Here is a 24452-nt window from a genome sequence, read left to right on the forward strand (position 1 = left end):
GGAACGCCGCCCGGAGCAAGCTCGCTCCCACAGGGGGTGAGTGATGTTCGGGTTTAGCTGACAGCCATCAACCCATGCCGCCGATGGTGAACGTCCAGCTGATCCTTGATCACCCGCAACACCTTGGCTTCGTGCTCGTGGATAAAGAAGTGACCGCCAGCGAGCATGTCCACCGAGAAACTGCCGTGGGTTTCCTTGCTCCAGCCGATCAACTGCTCGGTGGTGGCGCGATCAGCCTTGCCGCCAAGCACGTGAACCGGGCACTTGAGCAAGGGACGCTGCTGCGGTTCGAAACGTCCGCACATTAGAAAGTCCGCACGCAGCACCGGCAGCGTCAGGCTCATCAGCTCTTCGTTGGCCAGCACCTCTTCACTGGTGCCGTTGAGGGTGCGCAATTGCTCGATCAATTCGGCATCGGTTTTGGGTTCGGCGAAACCCCGGTCGTAGTCGGCACGCAGGGTCGGTGCGGCGGTGCCCGAAGCGAACAGCGCCACCGGTTCCGGGCAGCCCAGCGAGCGAAACGCATGGGCCATCTCACAGGCGAGCAACGCGCCAAGGCTATGACCAAACAGCGCATACGGCGTCTTGAGCGTGGCTTTTTGTTCCTGCGCGAGTTGCAGCGCCAGGCGTCGCATGTCGGTGTGCAAGGGTTCGCCAAACCGGGCGCCACGCCCCGGCAGTTCCACAGGTTGCAGCTTGAGCCACTCCGGCAGCTTGCGCCGCCAGCGGCTGTAGACCATGGCACTCGCGCCCGAATAGGGCAGGCAGAGCAATGTCAGCTGGGTCACCGGGGTTACCTCGAAAAGTTGTCTGTTAAGAGAACGGATGATCCGCGGGGAGAATTAGTCGTACAGATAACCCTGTGGGAGCGAGCCTGCTCGCGATAGCGGTATATCAGGCAACGAGCATGTGACTGACAGAACGCTTTCGCGAGCAGGCTCGCTCCCACATTTAGTCATCATTTCAAGTGGCGGAAGCTTTGGACTGCGGAACCGAGCACCACGGCGCCAGCCGCAATCGCCACCCAGAACCCGCTCCGCGCCCCAAACGCATCCACCAGCCACCCGGAACTGGCCGCACCGATCGCCACGCCAATGCTCAACCCGGTCACCAGCCAGGTCAGACCTTCAGTGAGTTTGGCCGGCGGCACGATGCGCTCCACCAACGCCATCGCCACAATCAGCGTCGGCGCAAAGAACAACCCAGCGACAAACACCGCCAGCGACAACCCGAGAATGTTCGTCGCCAGCAGCAACGGCAGCGTGGTCACCGCCGTCGCCACCCCGCCGTACAGGAACAGTTGCGGCAACGGCAGTTTCGAGCGCAACGCCCCGAACGCCAAACCGGCCAGGCACGAGCCGATGGCATACACCGACAACACAATGCTCGCCGCCGCCGGCTGGCCCTGCTGCTGGGCGAACGCCACGCTGACCACATCCACCACACCGACGATGGTGCCCATGGCGACCATCAACAGCATCAGCAACTGAATCTCGCTGGAACGAATGATCGAGGCCTGATGATGGTCTTCATGAGGATGAATCGCCGGCTCGGTGTCACGTTGCAGCACAAACGCCGTCACCCCGATCGCCAGCATCAGCAACGCCGCCAATGGCCCGGCTTCGGGGAACGCCACCACGCACAACCCCACCGACAGTGGTGGTCCGACGATAAAGCAGACCTCGTCCAGCACCGACTCCAGCGCATAAGCAGTGTGCAGTTCAGGCTGGCCGCGATACACCTCGGTCCAGCGTGCTCGCACCATCGCCGACATGCTCGGCATGCAACCGGCCAGCGCGGCGAACACAAACAACGTCCACTGCGGCGCCTGCAAGCGAGTGCAAAGCAACACCAGCAACAACGCCCCGCCACCGATCAGTGCCGAGACTGGCAAGATCCGACGCTGCCCGAAGCGGTCCACCAACCGCGAGACCAGCGGCGCGCAAAACGCCGTGGCCAGGGCAAACGTGGCGGCCACTGCACCGGCCAATCCATACCCGCCCTGCAGCTGCGAGAGCATGGTGATCAGGCCGATGCCGGTCATGGAAATCGGCATGCGCGCGATCATGCCGGCCAGCACAAAAGCGCTACTGCCAGGGGCTTTGAACAGCTCGCGGTAAGGGTTAGCCATAGGTGCAGGTCTCAACAAGGGCCTGCAAGTTGCCACAAAGGCTGATCAAGGGGAAAGCAGCTAATTGTTGGTTGAATGTGAAGCCTTCATCGCGAGCAAGCTCGCTCCCACATGGGTTCTCGGCCATACACAAAATGTGTGCACACCAAAAATCTATTGTGGGAGCGAGCTTGCTCGCGATGCGGCCAGCGCAGTCACCAAATGAACTCTCTACCGCGCAAACCAGTCAGCTAGTTAAGCCCTCGACTCAAGGCTTTAACCTTCATGCACATTTCCCTGGACCAACAAGTCGCCCTGATCACTGGTGCCAGTTCCGGCATCGGCGCCGGAGCTGCCAAGGCACTGGCCGCCGCCGGTGCCGCCGTGGTGATCAACTACAATTCCCAGGCCGCTCCCGCTGAGGAACTGGCCCGCCAGATCAATGCTGAAGGCGGTCGGGCCATCGCCATCGGTGCCGATGTTTCCAAAGAAGCAGACGTCGAACGGCTATTTGCACAAACCCTCGAAGCCTTCGGTTTTCTGGACATTCTGGTCGCCAACTCAGGCCTGCAGAAAGACGCACCGGCCGTGGACATGAGCCTTGACGACTGGAACCAGGTGATCGGCGTCAACCTCACCGGCCAGTTCCTCTGCGCCCGCGCCGCCCTGCGAATTTTCAACCAACAAGGCATTCGCAACGGAGTCTCGCGGGCTGCTGGCAAGATCATCCACATGAGTTCGGTGCACCAGCGCATTCCCTGGGCCGGTCGCGTCAATTACGCCGCGTCCAAGGGCGGCGTCGACATGCTCATGCAAACCCTCGCCCAGGAAGTCAGCCACCAGCGCATCCGCATCAACGGCATCGCGCCGGGCGCCATTCGCACGGCGATCAATCGCGCCGCCACTGAAGGCGATCACGAGCAGGAGCTGCTCAAACTCATTCCTTACGGCCGGGTCGGTGATGTCGAGGACGTCGCCAACGCGGTGGTCTTCCTCGCCTCCGATACCTCCGACTACATCGTCGGCACCACGCTGTTCATCGACGGCGGCATGAGCCTTTATCCGGAGTTTCGCGGCAATGGCTGATCATCATCCCGAACGACAAAGCGCTATCGATGCCCATGGCATCATCGGCGACATGCGCAGCGCGGCGCTGGTCAACGACAAGGGCAGTGTGGATTTTTTCTGCTGGCCCGAATTCGACAGCCCGTCGATCTTCTGCTCGCTGCTGGACACCCCTGAAGCCGGGATTTTCCAACTGTCCCCGGATTTACCCGACGCTCGCCGCGAGCAGATTTACCTGCCCGACACCAATGTGTTGCAAACCCGTTGGCTCAGCGACTGCGCGGTGGTCGAAGTCACCGACCTGCTGCCCATCGGCGACAGCGAAGATGCCACGCCGGTGCTGATGCGCCGGGTGCGTGTGGTCAGCGGCCAGGCGACGTTTCATATGCGCTGCGCCGTGCGCCATGACTACGCTCGCGCCAAGACCCGCGCACGCATGGATGAAGAAGACGTGACCTTCGAGGCCGTCGATCAGCCGTCTATGCGTCTGTCTTCGGATCAGGTTTTGCGTATAGACGGCAATGCAGCGGTCGCCGAATTCACCCTCGAACAGGACCAGAGCGCCGAGTTCATGCTGGGTGGTATCGACGATCCGCGATTCAAGGAAGGCGCCGCCGCGATCTGCCTGGAACGGACCCTGAAGTTCTGGCGTGACTGGATCGGCCAATCCAACTACCGCGGCCGCTGGCGGGAGATGGTCAATCGCTCGGCCTTGGCGTTGAAGCTGCTGACCTCCCGCCAGCATGGCGCAATCCTCGCCGCCGCCACCTTCGGCCTGCCGGAAACACCTGGCGGCGAGCGTAACTGGGACTACCGCTACACGTGGATCCGCGACGCCTCGTTCACCGTCTATGCGTTCATGCGCCTGGGCTTCGTTCAGGAAGCCAATGACTACATGCGCTGGCTGCGCGGGCGGGTCAGCGATTGCCACGGCAAACCGATGAAACTCAATATCCTCTATGCCATCGATGGCCGTCAGGAACTGCCGGAAACCGAACTCTCGCACCTCTCCGGTCATGGCGGCGCAACACCGGTACGGATCGGCAATCAGGCTTACGACCAGGTCCAGCTCGACATCTTTGGCGAATTGATGGACGCGGTGTACCTGGTCAACAAATACGGCGACGCCATCTCCCATGAAGGCTGGAAACACACCGTAGAAGTGGTCGACCAGGTCTGCGAAACCTGGGAGCAAAAGGACGTCGGCATCTGGGAAATGCGCGGCGAACAGCATCACTTCCTGCACTCGCGGCTGATGTGCTGGGTGGCACTGGACCGAGCCATTCGCCTCGCCTCAAAACGCTCACTGCCCGCCCCGTTCGCCCGCTGGGACCAGACCCGACAGGCGATCTACGCTGATATCTGGGGGAACTTCTGGAACGAAGAACGCGGGCATTTCGTCCAGCACATCGGCGGCACCGCGCTGGATGGTTCGATGCTGCTGATGCCGCTGGTGCGCTTCGTCAGCGCCAAAGACCCGCGCTGGCTCGCGACCCTCGATGCCATCGAAAAGAATCTGGTGCGCGATGGAATGGTTTACCGCTATCGCAATGACGACACCCGGATCGACGGCCTCGACGGCACCGAAGGCGCCTTCGCCGCGTGCTCATTCTGGTACGTCGAATGCCTGGCCCGCGCCGGCCGGGTGGAAAAGGCGCATCTGGAATTTGAACAGTTGCTGAGGTACGCCAACCCGCTGGGGTTGTACGCCGAAGAGTTCGACAGCCATGCGCGGCATCTGGGCAATACGCCGCAAGCGCTGACGCATTTGGCACTGATCAGTGCGGCCAGTTTTCTGGATCGGAAACTGAGCGGGGAGAAGAGCTTCTGGCAGCCTTGAGACCGTATTGCCCCTTTCGCGAGCTTGCTCGCGAAGGGGCCATCAGCCACAACACAAGACCGACTGAATACCGGCGAAAGAAACGGTGGCCGGTATAGGCAAAGCTCCTACAACCGCTAAACAGACCTGTTCAATCGCACGAAGCACCTCATTTCTATAGCCTGAAAACGTTTGTTGCCAGCCGTTACATCCCCACCTACCATCCCCCCCTCAACGGGTACAGCGGAGCTGTCCAACAAAACCCGAATTCAAGGAACCAGAATGACCCAGCGCATCCACCGCAGCATCGACGCCCCACTCCGGTCAGGTCTGAACCGCGACGAATTATGGGAAGGCCAGGACAAGGGCCTGATCAAATGCTGGGAGATCGGCCGCCAACGCGCCCCCCGTTTCCCTGAACTCGTCCAACGCTGCCTTGCTGGCGAACTGCCGGTGCTGGGCTGGAAAGGTGGCGTCAGCCGCAGCCTGAAGAAACTCGAAAAATACGGATCCCTCAAGTACCTCGCTCAGTGGCAAGGGTTACGCGGGGAAGATCTGGATGTTGATGTGGGTGAAGAACGGGCGTTGACCTGTTCGCGGACCAACATGGTGGTGACGTTTACGCCGGATCGGTCGAAGTACTTCAATCAAGTGGCGGAAATCGAAGCCTAGGAAACAGGCGAAAAACAACCCTTTCTGGAGTGTCGAATGAACAATGAAGCGCTGATCCACTTCACCCAAACGCCAGGGTTGTCGCTCGCCTACGAAGAACACGGCCCTACCACCGGCGAAGCCGTCATCCTCCTCCACGGCTTCCCCTACTCCCCGCGCGCCTACGACGAAATCGCCCCGACCCTCGCCGCCAAGGGCTACCGCGTCATCGTCCCGTACCTGCGCGGTTACGGCCCGACCCGTTTCAACCACCCCGACACCCTGCGCTCCGGACAACAAGCCGCCCTCGCTCAGGATCTGCTGGATCTGATGGATGCGTTGGCCATTAAACAAGCCGCCCTGTGCGGCTACGACTGGGGCGGTCGGGCGGCGTGTATTGTGGCGGCGCTATGGCCCGAGCGGGTTCGTTGCCTGGTGACCGGCGACGGTTACAACCTTCAGGACATTCCCCATTCCACTGAACCGTTGGACCCGGAAACCGAGCACCGCCTCTGGTATCAGTACTACTTCCACACGCCACGCGGCGTCGAAGGCCTGACGAAAAGTCGCCGGGATTTGTGCGAATTACTCTGGAAGCTGTGGTCACCCACTTGGGCAAAAGGCCCTGAGTTGTATCCGTTAAGCGCCCCGGCCTTCGATAATCCGGATTTCGTCGAGGTGGTGATTCACTCCTACCGCCACCGGTTCATGTACGCGCCCGGCGAGCCGGCGCTGGAGTGGATCGAAGCAGCGCTGACCCGACAGCCGCCGATCAGCGTACCGACGATTTCTCTGTGCGGTGCCGACGATGGCGTCGGACCGGCACCGGAGATAGACGAAGACATCGCCCATTTCACCGGGTGTTATGAGCGGCGAGTGTTGGCGGGCGTCGGGCATAACATTCCCGAAGAAGCACCCGAGGCAACGCTCAGAGCATTACTGGATCTGCTGGAGGGCTGACGCTGAAACGCTCGCGATAGGCCTGCGGGGTCACGCCCATGGCCCGCAGAAAACTGCGTCGAAGCGTCTCTTCGCTGCCGAATCCGCATTGCACCGCCACCCGTTTGATCGGCACGCCGGTATCGCTGAGCAAACGTCGGGCGGTCTCGACCCGAATCAGTTCGATGGCCCGGGCCGGAGTTTGGCCGGTGTCGGCGCGGTAATGGCGGACGAAGCTGCGTTCGCTCATGCCGGCCTGCAAGGCCAGGGTCGGGATGCCCAAATCCTTGGTGAGGTTTTCACTGATCCAGGCATGAAGTTCGTCGAAACGGTTGCCTTCCTTTTGCAAAGAGAGGGTGACGCTGAACTGCGACTGGCCGCCGGGGCGTTTCAGGAACACCACCAGTTGCCGCGCGACTTCCAGGGCCATCGTGCGGCCAAGATCTTCTTCGACCATGGCCAGCGCCAGATCGATACCGGCGGTGACCCCGGCCGAGGTCCAGACCGGGCCGTCATTGATGAAGATCGGGTTGGGTTCAACCTGCAGCCGCGGATGCTGCTGCGCCAACTGCTCGCAACGGGTCCAGTGAGTGACCACCCGCCGGCCATCGAGCCAGCCGCTGGCCGCCAGCAAAAATGCCCCGGTGCACACCGACGATACCCGTCGACACCCCGTCGCATGTTTACGCACCCACGCCACCAGCGGTTGATCTTCGGCCGCGTCGTAAACGCCCCAGCCACCGGCAATGATCAACGTGTCACTACCCTCTACGGGCAATGACTCGGCCAACAGCGCCAGCCCCGCCGACGACATCACCGCCCCACCGCCGCTGGCAATCACCGACGGCGCATAAGGTGGCGGAAAACCTTGCTGGCGGGAAATATCGTTGGCCGAAGCGAACACCTGCAATGGCCCGGTGACGTCGAGCAGTTGCACATTGGCAAAGGCGAGCACGTGAATGGTTTTCGGCATGATTGGCGTAATTCGTGGGGTTATTGGCGTATACGCCAAATGCTACGAGCCTAAAGTGAAGTCGTCCACCCACTTCATGAGAAAAAAGCCATGACGTTGCAGATCGGTTTTCTGTTGTTTCCACAGGTTCAGCAACTGGACCTCACAGGCCCTTACGACGTACTGGCCTCGCTGTCGGACGTGAAGGTGCATTTGATCTGGAAGGACCTGATGCCGGTCACCGCAAGCACGGGCCTGGTGCTGAAACCGACCACCACGTTCGACGATTGCCCGCCGCTGGATGTGATCTGCATTCCCGGCGGCAGCGGCGTCGGGCCGTTGATGGAGGACGAAGAGACGCTGGCCTTCATCAAGGCGCAGGCCGCCAACGCGCGTTACGTCACGTCGGTGTGTACCGGCGCGCTGGTGCTCGGTGCGGCGGGTCTGCTGAAGGGTAAACGCGCCACCACTCACTGGGCCTATCACGAATTGCTGGCGCCTTTAGGGGCGATCCCGGTGAAGGATCGGGTGGTGCGCGACGGCAATCTGTTGACCGGTGGCGGGATTACGGCGGGCATCGATTTTGCCCTGACCCTGGCCGCGGAGCTGTTCGATAAGGACACGGCAGAGCTGGTGCAGTTGCAGCTCGAATACGCCCCGGCGCCGCCGTTTGCGTCGGGCAACCCTGAGACGGCTCCGGTCAGTGTGCTGGAGGAGGCCCGCAAACGTGCTGCCGGGTCATTGAAGCTGCGCTCGGAAATCACTGAACGTGTAGCGGCGAAACTCGATCAGTTGTCAGCTAACTGATCCATCCTGACCGGCAGCCAGTGCCTGGCTGCCGTTCCCCCGGCCAGAATGATGCGACGAGGATTTTCCATCGCCCATAAAAAAACCCGCCTAAGCGGGTTTCTCAAGACCATTTCGACATCCTGTCGGCAGCCATCCTGGCCAATGGTCGATCATCCTTGATCCTGAGCGCTTCCTGCGACTCAGTTGATGGATCCAGAATAAACACATCGGTGAAGCGTAAACAGAGGACATACCCACGTGCGGGTGTAAGCCATTGACCATTTCAGCCTTGAAGCCCTCTCCTGTAGCAGCTGCCGGAGGCTGCGTTCGGCTGCGCAGCAGTCGTAAACCAGACAAACACGGTGTGCCTGAAAGACCGCAGTGTCTGTTTCTGCGACTGCTGCGCAGCCGAACGCAGCCTCCGGCAGCTGCTACACGAAACTCCTCTGCCAAGTCCTTTTCGACAGGCGAAAAAAAACCCGCCGAAGCGGGTTTTTCCCAAGACCATTACGACTCCCTGTCGGCAGCGATTCCTTGCTTATGGTCGATCATCCGTGATCCCGAGCACTTCCTGTGCTTCGGTTGATGAAGCTAGATTACGCTTCGGATCCAATGTGCAACAGACGACATAGCTACCATCGCGTGTAGGACATTCGCTATAGCCGCCCTTCCGAAAACCCTTAGACGGCTCAGGTATCGAGCATTGAAGCCGCGAGTTTCGCGGCCTGTAGCTGACCTTCGGCCGCCAGGGTGTCGTCATCCTCGAGAAACCAGGCTGCCGACAGTCCGGCAAACGCCAATACCCATTGCAGTAACCGTCGACGCTCGAGTCCGGCGGCGTCAGCCACCACCGCGACCTGCCGGTGGAAACGCTGCGGATCAGTCGCCGTCGGCAAGTCGGGATTACAGATCAGGTTGGCGTAATCGAATCCGCGCTCACCGATCACCCGCTTGGGATCGATGGCCAGCCAACCCCGTGGGCCGAAGTCCAGGGCATTGTCGTGATGCATGTCGCCGTGCAGCACCACAACGTCCTGCGGTTCGGCCAACAAGGCTTCGGCAGTGGCGAGACTGAGGGAATAAGGGCCGCCAAACTGTTCAGCCGCCAGACGCAGCGACTTGAACCATGGCGCCAATGGAACCAGGGGCGGTGGTGGCGACGGCCGCGGCGCGTGCAGCCGCGCCAATGTCGCACACAGTATCTGGCTGGCTTCGTCGTCCTGACCGTTGAGCGCCATGTGCATCAGCGATCGCTGGCCCATGGCACGCTCGATCAACAACCCGTCGCCGTCATGGGCATAGACGCGGGCAGCGCCCTCGCCGCCCCACCAGGTCATCAACAAATTACCGAACTTTTCTTCGGCATCGACAGCAATCTTCAACATCGCCGGCACATCACCCATGCGCACCGGCAATAAACGACTGCCGGGCGTGATGATCGGTTCACCGTCCGGCACCAGCGCCCAGCGTTTCAGCCAAGGTTCGAACATACAGCCATCACTCTTCCTGACGCTCGCGCGCCTTGGCACTGACTTTGAGAAACTCTTCGATGTTGTTCATCTGTTCATCCCAACCGCGGCTGTCCATGCGGAACGCCTTGAGTCGGCGCGTCTGAGGGATGTGATCGAAACCGGACTCGGTGACCTTGAGTAACGTGCCTTCATCCATGTCTTCGAGCTCGAACTTCACCAGCGTGGTGGGTTCCTGGGAGTAATCGAGTTCAGGCTCCACGGCATACGGGTGCCAGCGAAACGAAAACACCCGTTCCGGCTCGACCCGCTCCACCAGAACGTTCCACAGCAAGTGCTCATAACCCGGGTACGTAATCTGCCCCTGGGTCCATTCACCGGCGACAAAACGCTTGCCCTCCAGCGCTACGCCAAACCACTGTCCGAAGGCTTCGGCATTGGCCAGCACACGCCAGACCTGCGAGCGCGGCGTTTTGAGCAGGATCTTCCTTTCGATGCGATCTGATGCTGGATTCATAAGTCACCTCCTGTACTGAACAGTAGGCCTGTAAGACCACAAGACCAACCCTAAAGTTGTATCAATCGGGTATCTCAATCAACCCAGTACGAAATACTCAGCTGCATTTCGAAGTGTAACTGCTGGTTTGAAGACAAAACGAGTAGACCGAAACTGCTAACGTTAAAAACGAAATTGACTCAGACAAGGACGATTCATGCAGCTTTCACTTACGGAACGTTATCGCGGAGCCCTGCTGGGCCTGGCCAGCGGCACCCTCACACAATCAGGAGCACGCGATGAATAGCCTGCATGGCAGCTGCTTGTGCAAAGCCGTCGAGTACCAAGTCGATAGCCTCGACATGCCCATCAGTCATTGCCACTGCCAAACCTGTCGCAAGGCACACGCGGCGGCATTCGCCTCGACAGCCGGGGTCATGCGCGAACATTTTCGCTGGATCAAAGGCCAGGACCGACTGAGCAGCTACGAATCGTCACCAGGCAAGCTGCGGCATTTCTGTTCGGTCTGCGGTTCTCACTTGATGGCTGAGCGCCTGGCCCAACCCCACGTTATCGTTCGTGTGGCGACACTGGACGATGACCCGAAAATGACGCCTCAGGCGCATATCTGGACGACACATGACGTGCCGTGGCTTGCCTATGAATCGATTAAAAAATGCCCTGAATGGCAAACATAAAGGGTCGAATACGGCACTAAACTGCACCCCAACTTTCCTGTCACAGCGAGAATCCCCATGCACCCACGCTTTCTTCTGGCACTGACGCCTCTGCTGTTCACTGCCGCCGCTTATGCGGTGGACTGCGATAACGCCACCGATCAGGCCACGATGAATCAGTGCGCGGCGCAGCAGCACAAGACGGCGGACAAGGAGTTGAATGCGCTTTACCAGCAGATCAACGAGCGTTTGAAGAGCAACCCCGAAAGCAAAAAGCTGCTGATCGGGGCGCAGCGTTCGTGGATTGCGTTTCGGGATGCCGAGTGCAAGTTCTCGAGCGCCGGGGTGGAAGGCGGGAGTGTGTATCCGCTGATCTACAGCAACTGCATCACTGAGTTGACCAAGGCGCGGGTGGAGACTTTCAAGAATTACTTGAAGTGTCAGGAGGGGGATATGAGTTGTCCGGTGCCTGGGGCTTGATTCTCTAGCGTCTATCAGGGCCTCTTCGCGGGCAAGTCGAATCGTCGCACCGCCGCTCCCACAATGACCGAGTTGAAACGCAAATTTGCATTCAACGCTGGACAATGTGGGAGCGGGCTTGCCCGCGAAGGCGCCAGTTCAGGCACCGAGGTTATCGAACAAATATCTGCGCAGTCGTGATCGCCATATCCCCACCCGGCAACTTGATGCTGCCAATCTGCTTCATGCTCTCGGGATCAAAGATAGCCACGTCATTAAACGTCCCCGCCAGATAAATCTTGCTGCCGTCCTTGTTGAAGGAAATGCAGTAGTAGGAATGATCGAGCGTCGCTGCCTGGAGCATTTTCTTTTCCTTGATGTCGTACTTCGCCAAACGGTTGAGCACACCGAACATCAGGTTCGGATCCTTCGGCGAGCGCATGCCGCTGAAGTAGATTTCCGTCAGAGGGCCGAAGTCGGTGGTTTCGGTCTTGCCGGTTTTCAGGTCGATGCTGAACAGTCCGTAGAGGTACTCGGCGGTCGCTGGATCCTGCTTCTTGTCCTTGAATTTCGCCGCGGTGTAGAGCAGCGAAAAGTCATGGCGATAAGTCTGCTGGTTCCACACGTAAAGCACGTCCGGTGCGCTGTAGTTCGGGCGCTTCCAGTGGCGGCTGGGGATCAGCACGTCGAACTTGCCCGTCTTCACATCGACCTTGTAGACGTCCGCCCCCGCTACATACAGCGTGCCATCGTCACCGCTCTGCATGATCGTCAACTGCCGTGGCGCCGGGAAACTGCGCACGGGTTTGGCGTCCATGCCGGCGTCGGTGGCATACACATCGAGCCGCGGTTGCTGCACTTCGTAGCGGTCGTTGAGCATCAACGTCGGGTTGGCAATGGTGAACAATTCCTTGCCGTCGTGGCTGAGGGTGAAGGCGAACATTGACTTCGCTTTCTCCCCCGGTTTCTGGGTCATGCTGGCGTGGAACACCTGCTTGCAGCTGTCGAGTTCAACGCCGTAGACATCCGCGTAGTGATTGTTCAGCACGTAAGCGGTCTTGCGGTCCGGCGACAACTGAACGGTGCCGGGACCGAAGGCATCCGGCATTTTGCAGGTCTTGAACAAGGTGTCGGTGGCCAGGTCGATGACGTGCAGGTTGTTCGGGTAATTGGTAGTCACCATGTACTCGTGACCGGTTTCGAGAGCGGTGTTTTCATCGGCCAGAACAGTGAGCGAACACGCGCTCAGGACGGCGAATGCGGCCAGGCCGCAGGCTTTGATGCTAGGCATGCTGGAATCCTTCTTCTTTGTCCGACTGCTTTCTATGGACGATCATTTGTCTTTAGGAAAGACAGTGCCAAGGTTGCGCCAGTTGTCGTTGGACGCCTGGGCATCCTTGTTCCAGTCCGGGTAGGTGCTCATCATGTCGGGCACCTGGGCCGGCCACCAGCAAGGATCGGAGCAGCCGTAAAGGTCGGCTTCCATCGGCTGGCACAGCGACGACACCCCGCCAAAGGCGTCGATTTCCCAACCCGGGTCGGTGGTCGAGGCGCAGCCGGCGACGGAACTCATCGCCACCACTTCTTCGATGCGGTTTTCGGCCGCGGCCTCATCGAGTTTCAGCGCTTTATTATTGATTGCCTTGAGATGTCTCATATCAGTGAGCCTTGCGCGGAGTGATGTAGCTGCTGATAAACGCAGGGTTGTGGGCCATGATCCGGGTGTAGACCTCGATGCCGAAGTCGACCCAGTCACGCATCAGTTCGCAGTAGTGATAGGTCGGGTGGGTCGGGTCGCCGTAACGGGCATAGCTCTCGTGGTAGCAGCCGCCGGAACAGAGGTTGCGGATCTGGCAGTCCTCGCAACCGGTGTTGGTACGGTCCAGGCGCTGGGACAGGAAGTCGTTCAACTCCACCTGCTTCACACCGCTGTGGACGTTGCCGAAGGTCGGCAACGATGAACCGGTAAAGCGGTGGCACAGGTTCAATTCGCCCTTGTGATCCACCGCCAGCATCTTCAGGCCCGCGCCGCAGGGCAGGGCTTTTTTGTGGCCTTCGTGGATGTCGGTGATCAACTGGTGCAAGTTGGAGAAACCGATATTGCGGTGCTCCAGCGCCGCTTCCAGATAACGCCGGCCGAGCTTCTTCATGTTGGCGAAGACTTCGATCAGTTCGTCGCTGGACAGGTTGAAGGTGCTGATGTCGCCGGAGGTCACCGGGGCAAACCCGACTTCGGCAAAACCCAGTTCGTTGAACAGGTGATCCCAGATGGTTTCGACGTCGGTGACGCCGGTCGTCAGGGTCACGCGGGCACCGACCGGACGACTGTTGTAGCGCGACAGCAGCATTTCAGCCTTGCGCCGCACCACGTCATACGTGCCCTGCCCGCCCACGGTGATGCGGTTGCGGTCGTGCACGGTTTTCGGTCCGTCGATACTGACCGACAGGCCGAAACGGTGGGCGTTGAGGTAGTCCACGGTCTCTTCGGTGAGCAGCGTCGCGTTGGTGGTCATGACGAACTCGACGAACTTGCCCGCCTCGCGGAAACGCTTCTCGCAATAGTCGACCATGTACTCGATCAGCTTGCGATTGCTCAGCGGCTCGCCACCGAAAAACACTACGGTGAAACGCTCTTCGTCCGGGGATTCGCGCAGCAGCATTTCCACCGAAGCGACCGCGGTTTCGACGTCCATTTTCTTGCCGGCCGACGGCTTGTCCAGGTCTTCCTTGTAGCAGTAGGTGCAGCTCAGATTGCAGCCGGTGTTGACGTTGAGCACCACGGTATTGATCGCCGTGCGCTCGACCCGTTTGGTGCCGATATCGGGGGTCAGCGGCGAGCCGTCGCTGACCAGTTCCAGGGCCATCAGCTCGCGCAGAGTCTCGGTGATTTCTTCGCCGTTGAAGCGAGCGGCCAGGCGCTGGATCAGGTCGTCCGACGAACAGCCGGGACCGCGCAAGGTATCGATGATGGTGCCGGTCAGCTCATCACTGGCGAACAGCGAACTGCTGGGGATGTGAAACAGCATGCGGTCGGCATCGACGTGCACTTCGTGCAGGTTCCGCTCAACCAGATTCAAAATAGCGCCCATTGCAACCTCCTGTGCAAACCCCGTTCTACGGGGCTCACGGTCATTCCAAAAAAATGTCTGAAGCCGTTGAAGTCAGCCAGCTCACGTTTTCAAAATCATGGAATGGGTGGATTGTTCCAGCGTTGCACGGTGACGATCATGTGGCCTTCGCCGGTCAGGGATTTCCCTGCGTCGTCGACCGCGGCGATCACCTTGAGGTTGCCGGCATTGTTGGTGGACATTTTGCGCTGCGGGTTTGGCCCGGCATCGCCCGGTGTGAACACGCCGCTGTCAGCCTGCATGGTGCCGGCGAACTTGACGTCCTCGTCTTCCTTGGCGCGGTCGTCGAAGGCTTCGACCGACCACTGCGCCGGGAACACGCCGATGCGATACGGCTTGCCGTCTGCGCCCTTGCCCCAGGCTTCGGCATCAAAACGGCCCTGGACTTTCGGCGTCGAACCACCGCCCTCGCCGATCCGTGCCACCGAGAACTCGGGCACGACTTTGACTCCGGCGATCTTGCTGTAGACCGACAGGGTCGGGCCTTTCAGCGTGCCGACGGTGACGTTGCGCAGACCCGGTTGAGCATTGGCGGCGGCCTTGAGTTTGACCTTGATGCGCTCCGGGCTCTGCTCGATGACTTCGACCACTTCCACGCCTTTGCCAAAGTTCGGTTTGCCGGTGAGGCCGCTGCCGATCAGGGTGACTTCAGTTTCGGCGCCAGCCTTCAGGTAACCCGGCTGCACCGCCAGCAAACGACTCGAACCCTGTTTGGCGGCGACGAAGTCCAGGCCCCGCTCATCATGCTCGGCCTCGAACATCCGGCCCTGCATGGCGTTGCCTTGGGCGGCGAACACCTGGCGCATGGTCACGCCGTCGATGGTCACGTTGCCGCGCCATTCGTAACCGGTGTAGAGAATCGCGCTGCCATCGCCGTTGAACGGGCTGCCACCGGCGTATTGGCCTTTGACGCTGACCTTGAACGTGTCGCTGCCATCAGCCGTGACGCTCATCACGCCGGCCAATTCACCCTTGCCCGGCAAGTGACCGCTAAAGCTCCAGTCGCCCACCAGCGCTTCAGCTTTCGGCGCGGTGCTCAGCCATTTTTTCCAGGCCGGGTTGTCCAGCGGATAACGCTTGGCCAACAGCGGCACCATGTCTTTTCGAGCAAGGTCGAACCAGTCGCGGTCGCGAGACAGCGCCTGGTATTCCAGAGACGGCCATTGGCCGAGGTGGAAGTTCACCAGACGCTCCCATTCCTGGGCCGGACGCCGTTGCAGCGCGACCCGCGCACCGGAGTGGCAGCGGCCGCACATCTGGCTGGTCTGGTCGTCGAACTTCTCGACGGTATTGAGTCGACGCTCCAGCGCATAACGCACGCCATCAGTCTCGCTTGGGGCCAGGCCTTGAGTGTCGGCCAGGTATTTGACCAGGGTTCGGCGGTCGTCATCGCTGATCTGCAAACCGTGCATGATTTGCATGCGGGCGATGCTCATCAGCCAGCCTTCCGGAGTTTTACGCTGGTGACTGATGCGGCTCAGGGCGTTATCGGCTTCGGGGGTATGACAGCCCTGACAGGTTTCCTTGAGGATGGTCTGAGCGTCGCGGGCTGCCAGGCTGTAAGGCGAATGCAGCGCCACACAAGCGGCCACGGCCAGCAGGCTGGCACTCAGGCCTGATCGGAGTTTTCTCTTCATCAACGTCGAACCTCGCACGGTGCTTTCTTATTTTTGTGGCTTATCGTTTTTATGGTTTCTGCCGTCGGCGGCGCACCGCTGACGGAGGCAAGAGAAACGTCTGCGATGAGCAATACACGGAGCGTGCCAGCTTGCCGATTAGCTTTTAAATCAAGCCGTTGCGTGAAGATGACTGTGTTGTGCCATCGCTGAACGAGATCGTCTGCGTCTAATATCGCGACAGGTGTTGCAGTCTGAGACAGCATAGATGGCCAGACCGGAACAGTTCGTCGGCCGACGATTGAACTTTCTGGCGACACTCAGGGACGACAGAAAGCTGATGGCTGCCGTGGATGGCAATACGTTCGAAGAAATTTCCCGGAAGCTTGCAGCCTGAATAGTCGGCGCGGGCCGCACCGTTTTCCACGGTGCGGCGTGACGCCGGTTCAGATGTCAAAGGTGGGGGGAACGCTTTTGTGTACGTCGATCTCGTGCTGCATGTCCGCCACCAGCGACGCGATCGCATGGGGACTGTCCAGTGTCCACAGGGGAACGTGGGTGGCCACTATATCCACTTTGCCGGTCATGCAGTCGCAGACCCGAATCGTCAGGGACTGGTCCGCCGCCATGGTGCAGGTGCACACGGAGGGCAGAAAACTGTGTTCAATGATGTTTTGAATTTCCAGGGTTGAAAGGAACATCGTTAGCTCCCTCACGCCAGATGTATTGCCGGATGAACGGTCCGTCACTTCACCCACCGATCCTGAAAATTCTAGTCCTCAATAACGGGTACCTCAAGGTCTCAACCCGGTTGCTCGTCGTCTCATAGATGTCGCAATTTGCAACAATCTCACAGCGCCCGCGATTCCCTTGAGTGCCCCAAAACCCCGCCGATCAAGGGCGGTCCTGCCTTTGCGGGCACTTGGCACAGCCATTGCCAGCCGTTATGAAAGCCACGTTTTCACGAACAACAAGAGGTCTCGCCAAATGCCCCTCCCTTATCTGCTTCCCGCCACTTCGGCATTCATCCAGCGCGCCCCGCGCATGCTCATCGGCGGCGACTGGGTCGAGGCCGCCGACGGCCAGACCATGCCCCTGCACAACCCTGCCACCGGCGAAGTGCTGTGCGTCGTGCCGCGGGCCACGCCTGAGGATGTCGACCGCGCCGTGCTCGCCGCCCGTCAGGCCTTCGACGATTCGGCCTGGACCCGCACCCGACCTCGGGAGCGGCAGAACCTGCTGTGGAAACTCGCCGACCTGATGGAGCGCGACGCCGAACTGCTGGCGCAACTGGAATGCCTGAACAACGGCAAAAGCGCGGCGGTAGCCCAGGTGATGGACGTGCAACTGTCCATCGACTTCCTGCGCTACATGGCCGGTTGGGCGACCAAGATCGAAGGTTCCAGCGTTGAAGTGTCGTTGCCGTTGATGCCCAACGATCAATTCCACAGTTTCATCCGCCGCGAAGCGGTGGGCGTGGTCGGCGCCATCGTCGCCTGGAACTTCCCGCTGCTGCTGGCCTGCTGGAAACTCGGCCCGGCCCTGGCCACCGGTTGCACCGTGGTACTCAAACCCGCCGACGAAACCCCGCTGACCGCGCTGAAACTTGCCGAGTTGGTGCTGGAAGCCGGTTACCCCGAAGGTGTGTTCAACGTGGTCACCGGCACCGGCATCACCACTGGTTCCGCCCTTACCCACAATCCGCTGGTGGACAAGCTGACCTTCACCGGCTCCACCGCCGTGGGCAAGCAGATCGGCAAGATCGCCATGGACTCCATGACCCGGGTGACCCTGGAACTGGGCGGCAAATCGCCGACCATCGTCATGGCCGACGCCGACCTGAAGAGCGCCGCAGCCGGCGCCGCCAGCGCGATTTTCTTTAATCAGGGCCAGGTGTGCTGCGCAGGCTCCAGGCTGTATGTGCAGCGAAAACATTTCGACAATGTGGTGGCGGAAATCGCCGACATCGCCAACGCCATGAAGCTCGGTAACGGCATGGACCCGAGTGTCGACATGGGCCCGCTGATCTCCGCACGCCAACAGGAACGGGTTTACGGTTACATCGAAAAGGGCCGGGAAAGTGGCGCGACGATCGCCTGTGGTGGCGAACAGTTTGGGCCGGGCTTTTTCGTCAAACCGACGGTGATTGTGGATGTCGATCAGAAGCACTCGCTGGTGCAGGAGGAGATCTTCGGGCCGGTGCTGGTGGCGATTCCGTTCGATGACGAAGCCGATGCGTTGCGCATGGCCAACGACAGTCCGTATGGGCTGGGGGCGAGTATCTGGTCGAACGATCTGGCGGCGGTGCACCGGATGATTCCGCGGATCAAGTCTGGGTCGGTGTGGGTCAACTGCCACAGCGCGCTGGACCCGGCGCTGCCGTTTGGTGGTTACAAGATGTCCGGGGTTGGACGCGAAATGGGGTATGCGGCGATTGAGCATTACACCGAGTTGAAGTCGGTGTTGATCAAGTTGTGATTGTCGGCGTTTGTTAGGCCGCCTTCGCGAGCAAGTCGAATCGTCGCACCGCCGCTCCCACATTTGATTTGTGATCGACACAGAACCAATGTGGGAGCGAGCTTGCTCGCGATAGGGCCAGCCCAGACAACAAGAATCTCAGGGTTTGAAGCCTTGGGCCAACAACCAACTCCGGACCACCCGTCCCTGCTCCACCGTCAATCCCGCCAACACCTGACCCGCAGGCTCGCTGCCCAACCGCCGCACCAACGGCGCCAACTCAACCCCTTGCACATGCCAGATCCCCAGCGGCTGATCCGCCGTGATCACCACCGCGGCCTCATCCACAAAACCCTCTTTCAACACCGGCGCTCGCTCGATTCTCAACAAGGAAAAATCCGCCTGGGCATGGGCCACCTCAGCATCCGGCCACTGCCGCCGCGCCTGCCAAAAAGGCTGATCCAGCCAACGCTGCTCATCGGCATAAAAATCCCGCCCGATCCGCGCAAAACGCAAAAACAACTGTTCCACCCGTTGCTGATGAAAGCGCTGAGCCAGCGCCGCTCGCTCGGGTTTACGCAACAACGTGTTAATCACCGTCGGCGCCTGTAACGCCGAGGACAAGGACTGAAAAATCCCGTTGCCCGACAGCGGATCCACCGCCATCGCCGCATCGCCTACCCGAATCCAGTGATCGCCACACACCTGCGGGCAAAGAATCGCCGTGCTGCTGCGAGCCTGTAGTTGAAGATCGATCTCAGGCTCGACACCGAAAAAAGCCCGCGCCAACGCCGAACCCTGACGTCGCTCCCGACAGTAATCGAGCAACTGCGCCTTGCCCGGCAATTCAGCACTGGCCACGTCCACCGTCCATTGCCAGTAACACTGACCGTCGGCTCGCCGGGCCATCCAGGCCCAGCCGTCCTCAAGACTTTCCACGGCGCTGGCGGTGCTGCCCGGCGTGCCTTGCCAGCGATTGAGCAGGCTGACCGTCTCCGGCCCGCGCAGGCCTTTGCCGAGCGCAGGTGCCTGACGCCCACGCGCCTCAACCAGAAAATCCGCCAGCAGCGCCTCGCGCCCTTCGACCTCGATCCGATGCCCCGAAACCGATGTCTGAACGGTCAGCACTCGGCCTTCGATCAGCTCAACGCCAGCCAGCCGCAGATCCTCGCGCAAACCACGATCAAAGCTCGGGCGATCCAGTAAAAATTCGATGTTCTGCGCATGCTGCTGACCGTTCCATGACACCTGCCGCTGAGACGGCAGCGCCGCCTCCGCCAGCGCCTGATGAAGCCCGGCGCCACGCAAGGCCTCCAGCACCCGAATGGAAACGCCCTCCAGCGCCGCAAACCGCCGCCATTCGCTGACCAGCGTCACGGGATAACCGAGCCGGCGCAAACCCAAGGCAACCGCCGCTCCCGCTGGCCCTGCGCCAAGAATCAAAATCATGGTCCGAAGCGCCGTTCAGGGCCGCGATAACGGGCGTTTTCCCGCAGCCACTCGATGACGTGTTCGTTGCTCGCCTCAGGATGTGCAACCAGGAAACCCGCGATGTGCCCGCTCAACGCCGCACAGCCGAGACTGGCGCCAGACTGCCCCGGATAGGTTCCATGCACACACGCGGCGAAATCCGCTTGAGCGCTGTTGAGCCACGACCATTCCTGTTCGGCACAGCGCGCATCGCCGGTGACTCGCAGCACCTGTGGATAATTCGCCGGAAACACGCCCTCGCCCTGAGCCGGACTGGACGCACACAGCAAAACACCTCGCGCTACCGCCAACCTGCAGGCTTCCCGCAACAGGCTGCGATCCTGACGCAAACCGAGGCTCAAATTGATCAGCCGAACGTCCTGCGCCACCAGCCAATCAATCGCCGTGGCGATCTGCAACGCGCTGGTGACGCCACGCTGGTCGAACACCTGAGCCACGCAAAATACCGCCGAAGGCGCCCGTCGACCGATGGCCTCGATCACCGCGCTGCCGTGGCCCAGCGGATCGTCGCGCAAATCGCTTTCGGCCAATCCATCCGCCAGCAACGAAAAGCGCCGCCCGGCGATAACCTGCACTCGCTGCGCCGCCGAGTGACCACTATCCACCACACCAATCCGCAGCTCAGGCTTCATGCAGCACCGTTTTTGAAGTGAGTACGCCGTCGAGCAATTCGAAGCGCAAATCGGCATCGGCCAAGGTTGAAGGACGGTGGCTGATGAGGATCCGCGTACGCCCGGCAAACAGACGATCAATGGCCTCGATGACTTCACGTTCGGTGGCTTCATCCACCGCCGAAGTCGCTTCGTCCAGCACCAGAATCAATGGATCCTGCAACAGCGCCCGGGCGATGGCGATGCGCTGTTTCTGCCCGCCGGACAACTGCTGACCACGTTCGCCCAACGGACTGTCGAGGCCTTCGGGCAAAGACTCGATCAGGCTGTCGAGTTGCGCCAGCCGCGCCACTTCGGCAATCGCTTCACGGCTGGCGTCCGGCATCGCATAGGCGAGGTTGTCGGCGAGGCTGCCGCGAAACAGCACGATGTCCTGACTGACCACGGCAATCCGCCGACGCAGCTGGAACAGGTCCAGTTCGCGCAAATCAACCTCTCCCAGCAACACCCGGCCCGACTGCGGATCGTGGTGCCGTTGCAGCAAGTCGATCAGGGTCGATTTGCCGACCCCGGAGCCGCCGCTCAGAGCGACTTTCAAACCGTAGGGAATTCGCGCTTCGATCCCGCGCAAAGTTGTCGGGCGACCGGGATGACTGAAGTGCACATCGTCGAAACGCAGTTCGCCGGAGGTCGGCATCGGCTGCGGCGTGACCGGTGTGAGAACGGTTGGTTCTTCGCCGCGCAATTCCATCACGCGTCCGAGGCTGACGGTCATTCGTTGGACCGCGACATAGAGCCCCAGCAGGCTCTGCACCGGTCCGACGGCCATGCCCAGATAGGTGGAAAACGCGATCAGCGCACCCAATTGCCAGGTCCCCTGCACCACCCAATATCCGCCGATCAGGAACGCGCAGGCACGGGACAGAGACGTCAGTGTGCCCGGTACCGCCTGGGTGAAAAACTCGGTGACTTGCAGGCGCAGCAACTGGCTCATGTAGCCTTGGCCCAACGTCTCCAGGCGCCGCGATTCACGCTGTTGCTGGCCGGCAGACTGGATGAACTTCATCACCGGCAAGGTCTCGACCATGAACGAGGACATGTCCGCCGAGCGCTCGCGTAACTGCCGCACATCCCGTTCGACCTTGCGTCGCATCCAGCGCAGCCAGAGCACATCGAGGGGAATCAGCACCAGTGCCAGCAACGAGAGTTTCCACGACAGGGTCAGCAACATCGCCACGGCACAGACCAGACCGATCACGCTCGATACCGCCGAGAACAACGAGTCCACGGCAAAGCGCTGAATCTCCGCGACGTCGCCATCGAGGCGCGACATCAAGTCACCGATTCGGCGCTGGCCGTAGAAACTCGGCGAGAGCGTTTGCAAATGCCGATAGAGGTCATCGCGCAGGGCGAACAGAATCCGCCCGGACAGCCGCGTGTGCAGGTAACGATTGATTCCCGACAGCCCCGTTCCGAGCAGCCCGGCCACGATCATCAGTCCGGCGATCAGCACCAGCATCGGAAAGTTGCGCGCCAGCAGGCCATCGTCAATCAGCAGTTTGGTCAGCCAAGGCTGGACCAACACCAGCAACGAGGCGCAGACCGATAACCCGAGCAGCCCGGCAATCGCCAGACGATGGGGCCGCACGAAGCTGTAGAGCCAGCGCAAGGCCGCTTGCAGGGCTTCGGGGTTTTGGCTGTCGATCAGCCGAACGATCAAGCGCTGCATCACGAGCGCAACTGTTTGAGCTTGCGATACAAGGTCGCGCGGCTGATGCCCAAGGCGTCGGCGGCGGCCGAGACGTTGCCCTGGTGAGTGTCCAGGGACTGGCGAATCAGCTCCAGTTCGTTTTCGCGAATGCTGCCGGCCTGAGGGCGTTCGGTGGCGCTCAACTCGTCGAGCATGCTGTCGGGCAAGTGGTCGAGGGTGAGTACGGTGTCTCCCGGCTCGCGCATGGCCAACGCGGTGCGCAAAACCATTTCCAGTTGGCGAATGTTGCCTGGCCAGTGATAGCCGCCGAGCAAGCGGTTCAAATCGTCATGCAGGACCATCGCCGGCGCATCCAGTTTGGCCAGCAGGCGAGCGACCAAACCGCTGAAATCCTCACGTTCGCGCAAGGCCGGGAGCATCACGCTGATGCCGTTGACCCGATAAAACAGGTCCTCGCGGAAGTGTTTTTCTTCTACCAGTCGCTTGAGGTCGCGGTGGGTGGCGCAGATCAATGCGACGTCGATGTCTTGCTCTTCGCCGGCGCCCAACGGTGCCACTTTGCGGTCCTGCAACACCCGCAGCAGACGGGCCTGCAAGGCCAGCGGCATGTCGCCGATTTCGTCGAGAAACAAGGTGCCGCCATGGGCCTGTTGCAGACGACCGATCATGCCGCCGCGACGCGAGCCGGTGAACGCACCTTCGCGGTAGCCGAACAGTTCCGACTCGATCAGACCTTCGGGGATCGCCGCGCAGTTCACCGCGACGAAGGGTTTGTCGCAGCGAGTGCCGGCCATGTGCAGGGCGCGGGCGATGACTTCCTTACCGGTGCCGGTTTCACCCAGCAGCAACACCGGCAGCTCATTCGCCAGGCCTTGACGGGCCATGCGCAAGGCTCGGGCATACCGGACATTGCTGCCGGCCAGGGATTCGAGATCCGGTTGTGCTTTGGCGGTTTTCGCTGTGCTGCGCGGCGGCGTGCTGACGTTGATCGAACGCTGCGGCGCACGCAGGGTTTTGTAGAAAAACTCGCCTTTGGCCGTTTGCAGACTGCCAACACCGCCCTGATGCAGACGCGACAGAAGTTGCAGGCCATCGACGCCCAGAAACTCTTCGCAACGTCGACCGACCAGCGCCGAGCGCTCGGCATGCAGCAACTGACAGGCCTGGGCGCTGACCGCGAGAATCTGTCCGCCAAGGCTCACTGCCAACAAGCCCTGCCAAGGGGATTCGAGGTATTGCAGACGGCTATGGAAGGCCAGGACGATCTCGTCTGGATAACTGGCGTTGAACACCCGGCTTTCGATCTGGCTGACGGCCATGGCCAGCAACGCGGTGCTGTCGTGAACGCGGCCCAGCGGGCCTTCGCGGGTCAGGTCGAGTACGCCGAGGATGTCGCCTTGGGGGCAACGGATCGGCACCGAGGTGCAGGAGAAATCGGTCAGGCGATCGAGGTAATGTTCACCGCAATCGATCATCGTTGGCCGGGCTTCCACCAGTGCGGTGCCCAACGCGTTGGTGCCGCGAGCGGCTTCGCTCCAGCAGGCGCCGAGGGTGATGTCTTGCAGGCCGCTGCCCTTGAAGCGATCGGCGCGTCCTTCGACGGCGAGGATGGTGGCGTCAGAATTGGCGAGGATGATCAGCCCTTCCTTGCCCTGACGTTCGGCCAGGTAATCGATGGCCGGCAATGCCGCATCGATCAGCAGCCGATTGCTCGCCAACAGGACGTCGAGGCTCGCGCTCGATTCCAGCGCCAGTTCGTGCTTGGCATTGAAATGCACGCCATGGCTCAGGCTACGCCGCCACGACGCATCGATTTCCGCCCGCAACACGCCATCCGGGACTTCGCCCTCGAGATGGAGCTTTTCCCGGGCCAGCCTGGCTTCGCGGTGAAGTTTGGGAGGAGTTGTTTTTATTAGCGTCATCAAGCGCTCCGGATCGGTCCGCTTTGCGCTTTTTTAAGATCAGCGCCCTGCCGCAATTTTTACGTTAACGTCAGGGCGATGGCAAGTGCC

General features: G+C 60.7%; 22 protein-coding genes. 8 read left to right on the forward strand and 14 right to left on the reverse strand.

Annotation, left to right across the window (positions count from 1 at the left end; translation table 11 throughout):
- Nucleotides 1–53: 53 nt before the first annotated feature.
- Nucleotides 54–788 (reverse strand): thioesterase II family protein, encoded by a 735-nt coding sequence (locus WLY71_RS05105; RefSeq protein ID WP_347802737.1) that lies wholly within the window; start codon nucleotides 786–788, stop codon nucleotides 54–56.
- A 170-nt stretch (nucleotides 789–958) separates the two neighbouring features.
- On the reverse strand, nucleotides 959–2131 hold the full coding sequence (locus WLY71_RS05110; protein ID WP_347802738.1) for an MFS transporter: 1173 nt from the start codon (nucleotides 2129–2131) through the stop codon (nucleotides 959–961).
- Between the two features lie 264 nt (nucleotides 2132–2395).
- On the opposite strand from WLY71_RS05110, the gene WLY71_RS05115 reads away from it, so the two are divergent.
- The 4 genes from WLY71_RS05115 (at nucleotide 2396) to WLY71_RS05130 (ending at nucleotide 6605) form a co-directional block, all read left to right on the forward strand.
- Nucleotides 2396–3196 carry a glucose 1-dehydrogenase gene (locus WLY71_RS05115; RefSeq protein WP_347802739.1) on the forward strand — a complete coding sequence of 267 codons (801 nt, stop codon included), beginning with the start codon at nucleotides 2396–2398 and terminating at the stop codon, nucleotides 3194–3196.
- Nucleotides 3189–5015: a glycoside hydrolase family 15 protein gene (locus WLY71_RS05120; protein ID WP_347802740.1), complete on the forward strand. Its 1827-nt coding sequence runs from the start codon at nucleotides 3189–3191 to the stop codon at nucleotides 5013–5015. Before WLY71_RS05115 ends, WLY71_RS05120 begins: the two co-directional genes overlap by 8 nt.
- Before the next feature lie 261 nt (nucleotides 5016–5276).
- Nucleotides 5277–5666 (forward strand): hypothetical protein, encoded by a 390-nt coding sequence (locus tag WLY71_RS05125; RefSeq protein ID WP_347802741.1) that lies wholly within the window; start codon nucleotides 5277–5279, stop codon nucleotides 5664–5666.
- 36 nt (nucleotides 5667–5702) lie between these two features.
- A complete protein-coding gene (locus WLY71_RS05130; RefSeq protein ID WP_347802742.1) occupies nucleotides 5703–6605 on the forward strand; it encodes an alpha/beta fold hydrolase in 903 nt (300 codons plus the stop codon).
- Here the strand turns inward: WLY71_RS05130 and WLY71_RS05135 are convergent.
- On the reverse strand, nucleotides 6574–7557 hold the full coding sequence (locus WLY71_RS05135) for a GlxA family transcriptional regulator (RefSeq protein WP_347802743.1): 984 nt from the start codon (nucleotides 7555–7557) through the stop codon (nucleotides 6574–6576). The genes WLY71_RS05130 and WLY71_RS05135 overlap by 32 nt on opposite strands.
- 90 nt (nucleotides 7558–7647) lie before the next feature.
- Here WLY71_RS05135 and inhA point away from each other — a divergent pair, with 90 nt between their 5' ends.
- Nucleotides 7648–8343: an isonitrile hydratase gene (gene inhA / locus WLY71_RS05140; protein ID WP_347802744.1), complete on the forward strand. Its 696-nt coding sequence runs from the start codon at nucleotides 7648–7650 to the stop codon at nucleotides 8341–8343.
- 671 nt (nucleotides 8344–9014) lie between these two features.
- Here the strand turns inward: inhA and WLY71_RS05145 are convergent.
- A complete protein-coding gene (locus tag WLY71_RS05145; protein ID WP_347802745.1) occupies nucleotides 9015–9815 on the reverse strand; it encodes an aminoglycoside phosphotransferase family protein in 801 nt (266 codons plus the stop codon).
- A gap of 7 nt (nucleotides 9816–9822) precedes the next feature.
- Nucleotides 9823–10311: an SRPBCC family protein gene (locus tag WLY71_RS05150; protein ID WP_282480961.1), complete on the reverse strand. Its 489-nt coding sequence runs from the start codon at nucleotides 10309–10311 to the stop codon at nucleotides 9823–9825.
- A 278-nt stretch (nucleotides 10312–10589) separates the two neighbouring features.
- Here WLY71_RS05150 and WLY71_RS05155 point away from each other — a divergent pair, with 278 nt between their 5' ends.
- Complete coding sequence (locus tag WLY71_RS05155) at nucleotides 10590–10988, forward strand: GFA family protein (protein WP_347802746.1); 399 nt, start codon at nucleotides 10590–10592, stop codon at nucleotides 10986–10988.
- Between the two features lie 57 nt (nucleotides 10989–11045).
- Nucleotides 11046–11447: a lysozyme inhibitor LprI family protein gene (locus tag WLY71_RS05160; protein WP_347802747.1), complete on the forward strand. Its 402-nt coding sequence runs from the start codon at nucleotides 11046–11048 to the stop codon at nucleotides 11445–11447.
- A 151-nt stretch (nucleotides 11448–11598) separates the two neighbouring features.
- On the opposite strand, the gene peaD is transcribed toward WLY71_RS05160, so the two are convergent.
- From peaD to WLY71_RS05185, 5 genes are all read right to left on the reverse strand, one after another.
- The gene (gene peaD / locus WLY71_RS05165) at nucleotides 11599–12717 is read right to left on the reverse strand and encodes a quinohemoprotein amine dehydrogenase subunit beta (protein ID WP_347802748.1); all 1119 of its coding nucleotides are present in this window, start codon (nucleotides 12715–12717) and stop codon (nucleotides 11599–11601) included.
- 42 nt (nucleotides 12718–12759) lie between these two features.
- The gene (qhpC, locus tag WLY71_RS05170) at nucleotides 12760–13083 is read right to left on the reverse strand and encodes a quinohemoprotein amine dehydrogenase subunit gamma (RefSeq protein ID WP_347802749.1); all 324 of its coding nucleotides are present in this window, start codon (nucleotides 13081–13083) and stop codon (nucleotides 12760–12762) included.
- A gap of 1 nt (nucleotide 13084) precedes the next feature.
- On the reverse strand, nucleotides 13085–14515 hold the full coding sequence (gene peaB, locus WLY71_RS05175) for a quinohemoprotein amine dehydrogenase maturation protein (RefSeq protein ID WP_076028106.1): 1431 nt from the start codon (nucleotides 14513–14515) through the stop codon (nucleotides 13085–13087).
- A 95-nt stretch (nucleotides 14516–14610) separates the two neighbouring features.
- Complete coding sequence (gene peaA, locus WLY71_RS05180; RefSeq protein ID WP_347802750.1) at nucleotides 14611–16191, reverse strand: quinohemoprotein amine dehydrogenase subunit alpha; 1581 nt, start codon at nucleotides 16189–16191, stop codon at nucleotides 14611–14613.
- 425 nt (nucleotides 16192–16616) lie between these two features.
- Nucleotides 16617–16871, reverse strand: coding sequence for a DUF1652 domain-containing protein (locus WLY71_RS05185; RefSeq protein ID WP_347802751.1), 255 nt, complete (start codon nucleotides 16869–16871; stop codon nucleotides 16617–16619).
- Nucleotides 16872–17157: 286 nt separating this feature from the next.
- On the opposite strand from WLY71_RS05185, the gene WLY71_RS05190 reads away from it, so the two are divergent.
- The gene (locus tag WLY71_RS05190; RefSeq protein WP_347802752.1) at nucleotides 17158–18648 is read left to right on the forward strand and encodes an aldehyde dehydrogenase family protein; all 1491 of its coding nucleotides are present in this window, start codon (nucleotides 17158–17160) and stop codon (nucleotides 18646–18648) included.
- A gap of 138 nt (nucleotides 18649–18786) precedes the next feature.
- On the opposite strand, the gene qhpG is transcribed toward WLY71_RS05190, so the two are convergent.
- Genes qhpG through WLY71_RS05210 form a run of 4 tightly spaced genes read right to left on the reverse strand, consistent with a single transcriptional unit; the run spans nucleotide 18787 to nucleotide 24362 of the window.
- Complete coding sequence (qhpG, locus tag WLY71_RS05195; RefSeq protein ID WP_347802753.1) at nucleotides 18787–20076, reverse strand: flavin-dependent monooxygenase QhpG; 1290 nt, start codon at nucleotides 20074–20076, stop codon at nucleotides 18787–18789.
- Nucleotides 20073–20750 (reverse strand): subtilisin-like serine protease QhpE, encoded by a 678-nt coding sequence (gene qhpE, locus WLY71_RS05200; RefSeq protein WP_347802754.1) that lies wholly within the window; start codon nucleotides 20748–20750, stop codon nucleotides 20073–20075. The genes qhpG and qhpE overlap by 4 nt, the downstream gene beginning before the upstream one ends.
- Nucleotides 20740–22458 (reverse strand): ABC transporter ATP-binding protein, encoded by a 1719-nt coding sequence (locus tag WLY71_RS05205; protein WP_347802755.1) that lies wholly within the window; start codon nucleotides 22456–22458, stop codon nucleotides 20740–20742. Before WLY71_RS05205 ends, qhpE begins: the two co-directional genes overlap by 11 nt.
- On the reverse strand, nucleotides 22458–24362 hold the full coding sequence (locus tag WLY71_RS05210; protein WP_347802756.1) for a sigma-54-dependent Fis family transcriptional regulator: 1905 nt from the start codon (nucleotides 24360–24362) through the stop codon (nucleotides 22458–22460). The genes WLY71_RS05205 and WLY71_RS05210 overlap by 1 nt, the downstream gene beginning before the upstream one ends.
- Between the last annotated feature and the right edge of the window lie 90 nt (nucleotides 24363–24452).

This window comes from Pseudomonas rossensis (assembly GCF_039888995.1).
Lineage (GTDB): Bacteria > Pseudomonadota > Gammaproteobacteria > Pseudomonadales > Pseudomonadaceae > Aquipseudomonas > Aquipseudomonas rossensis.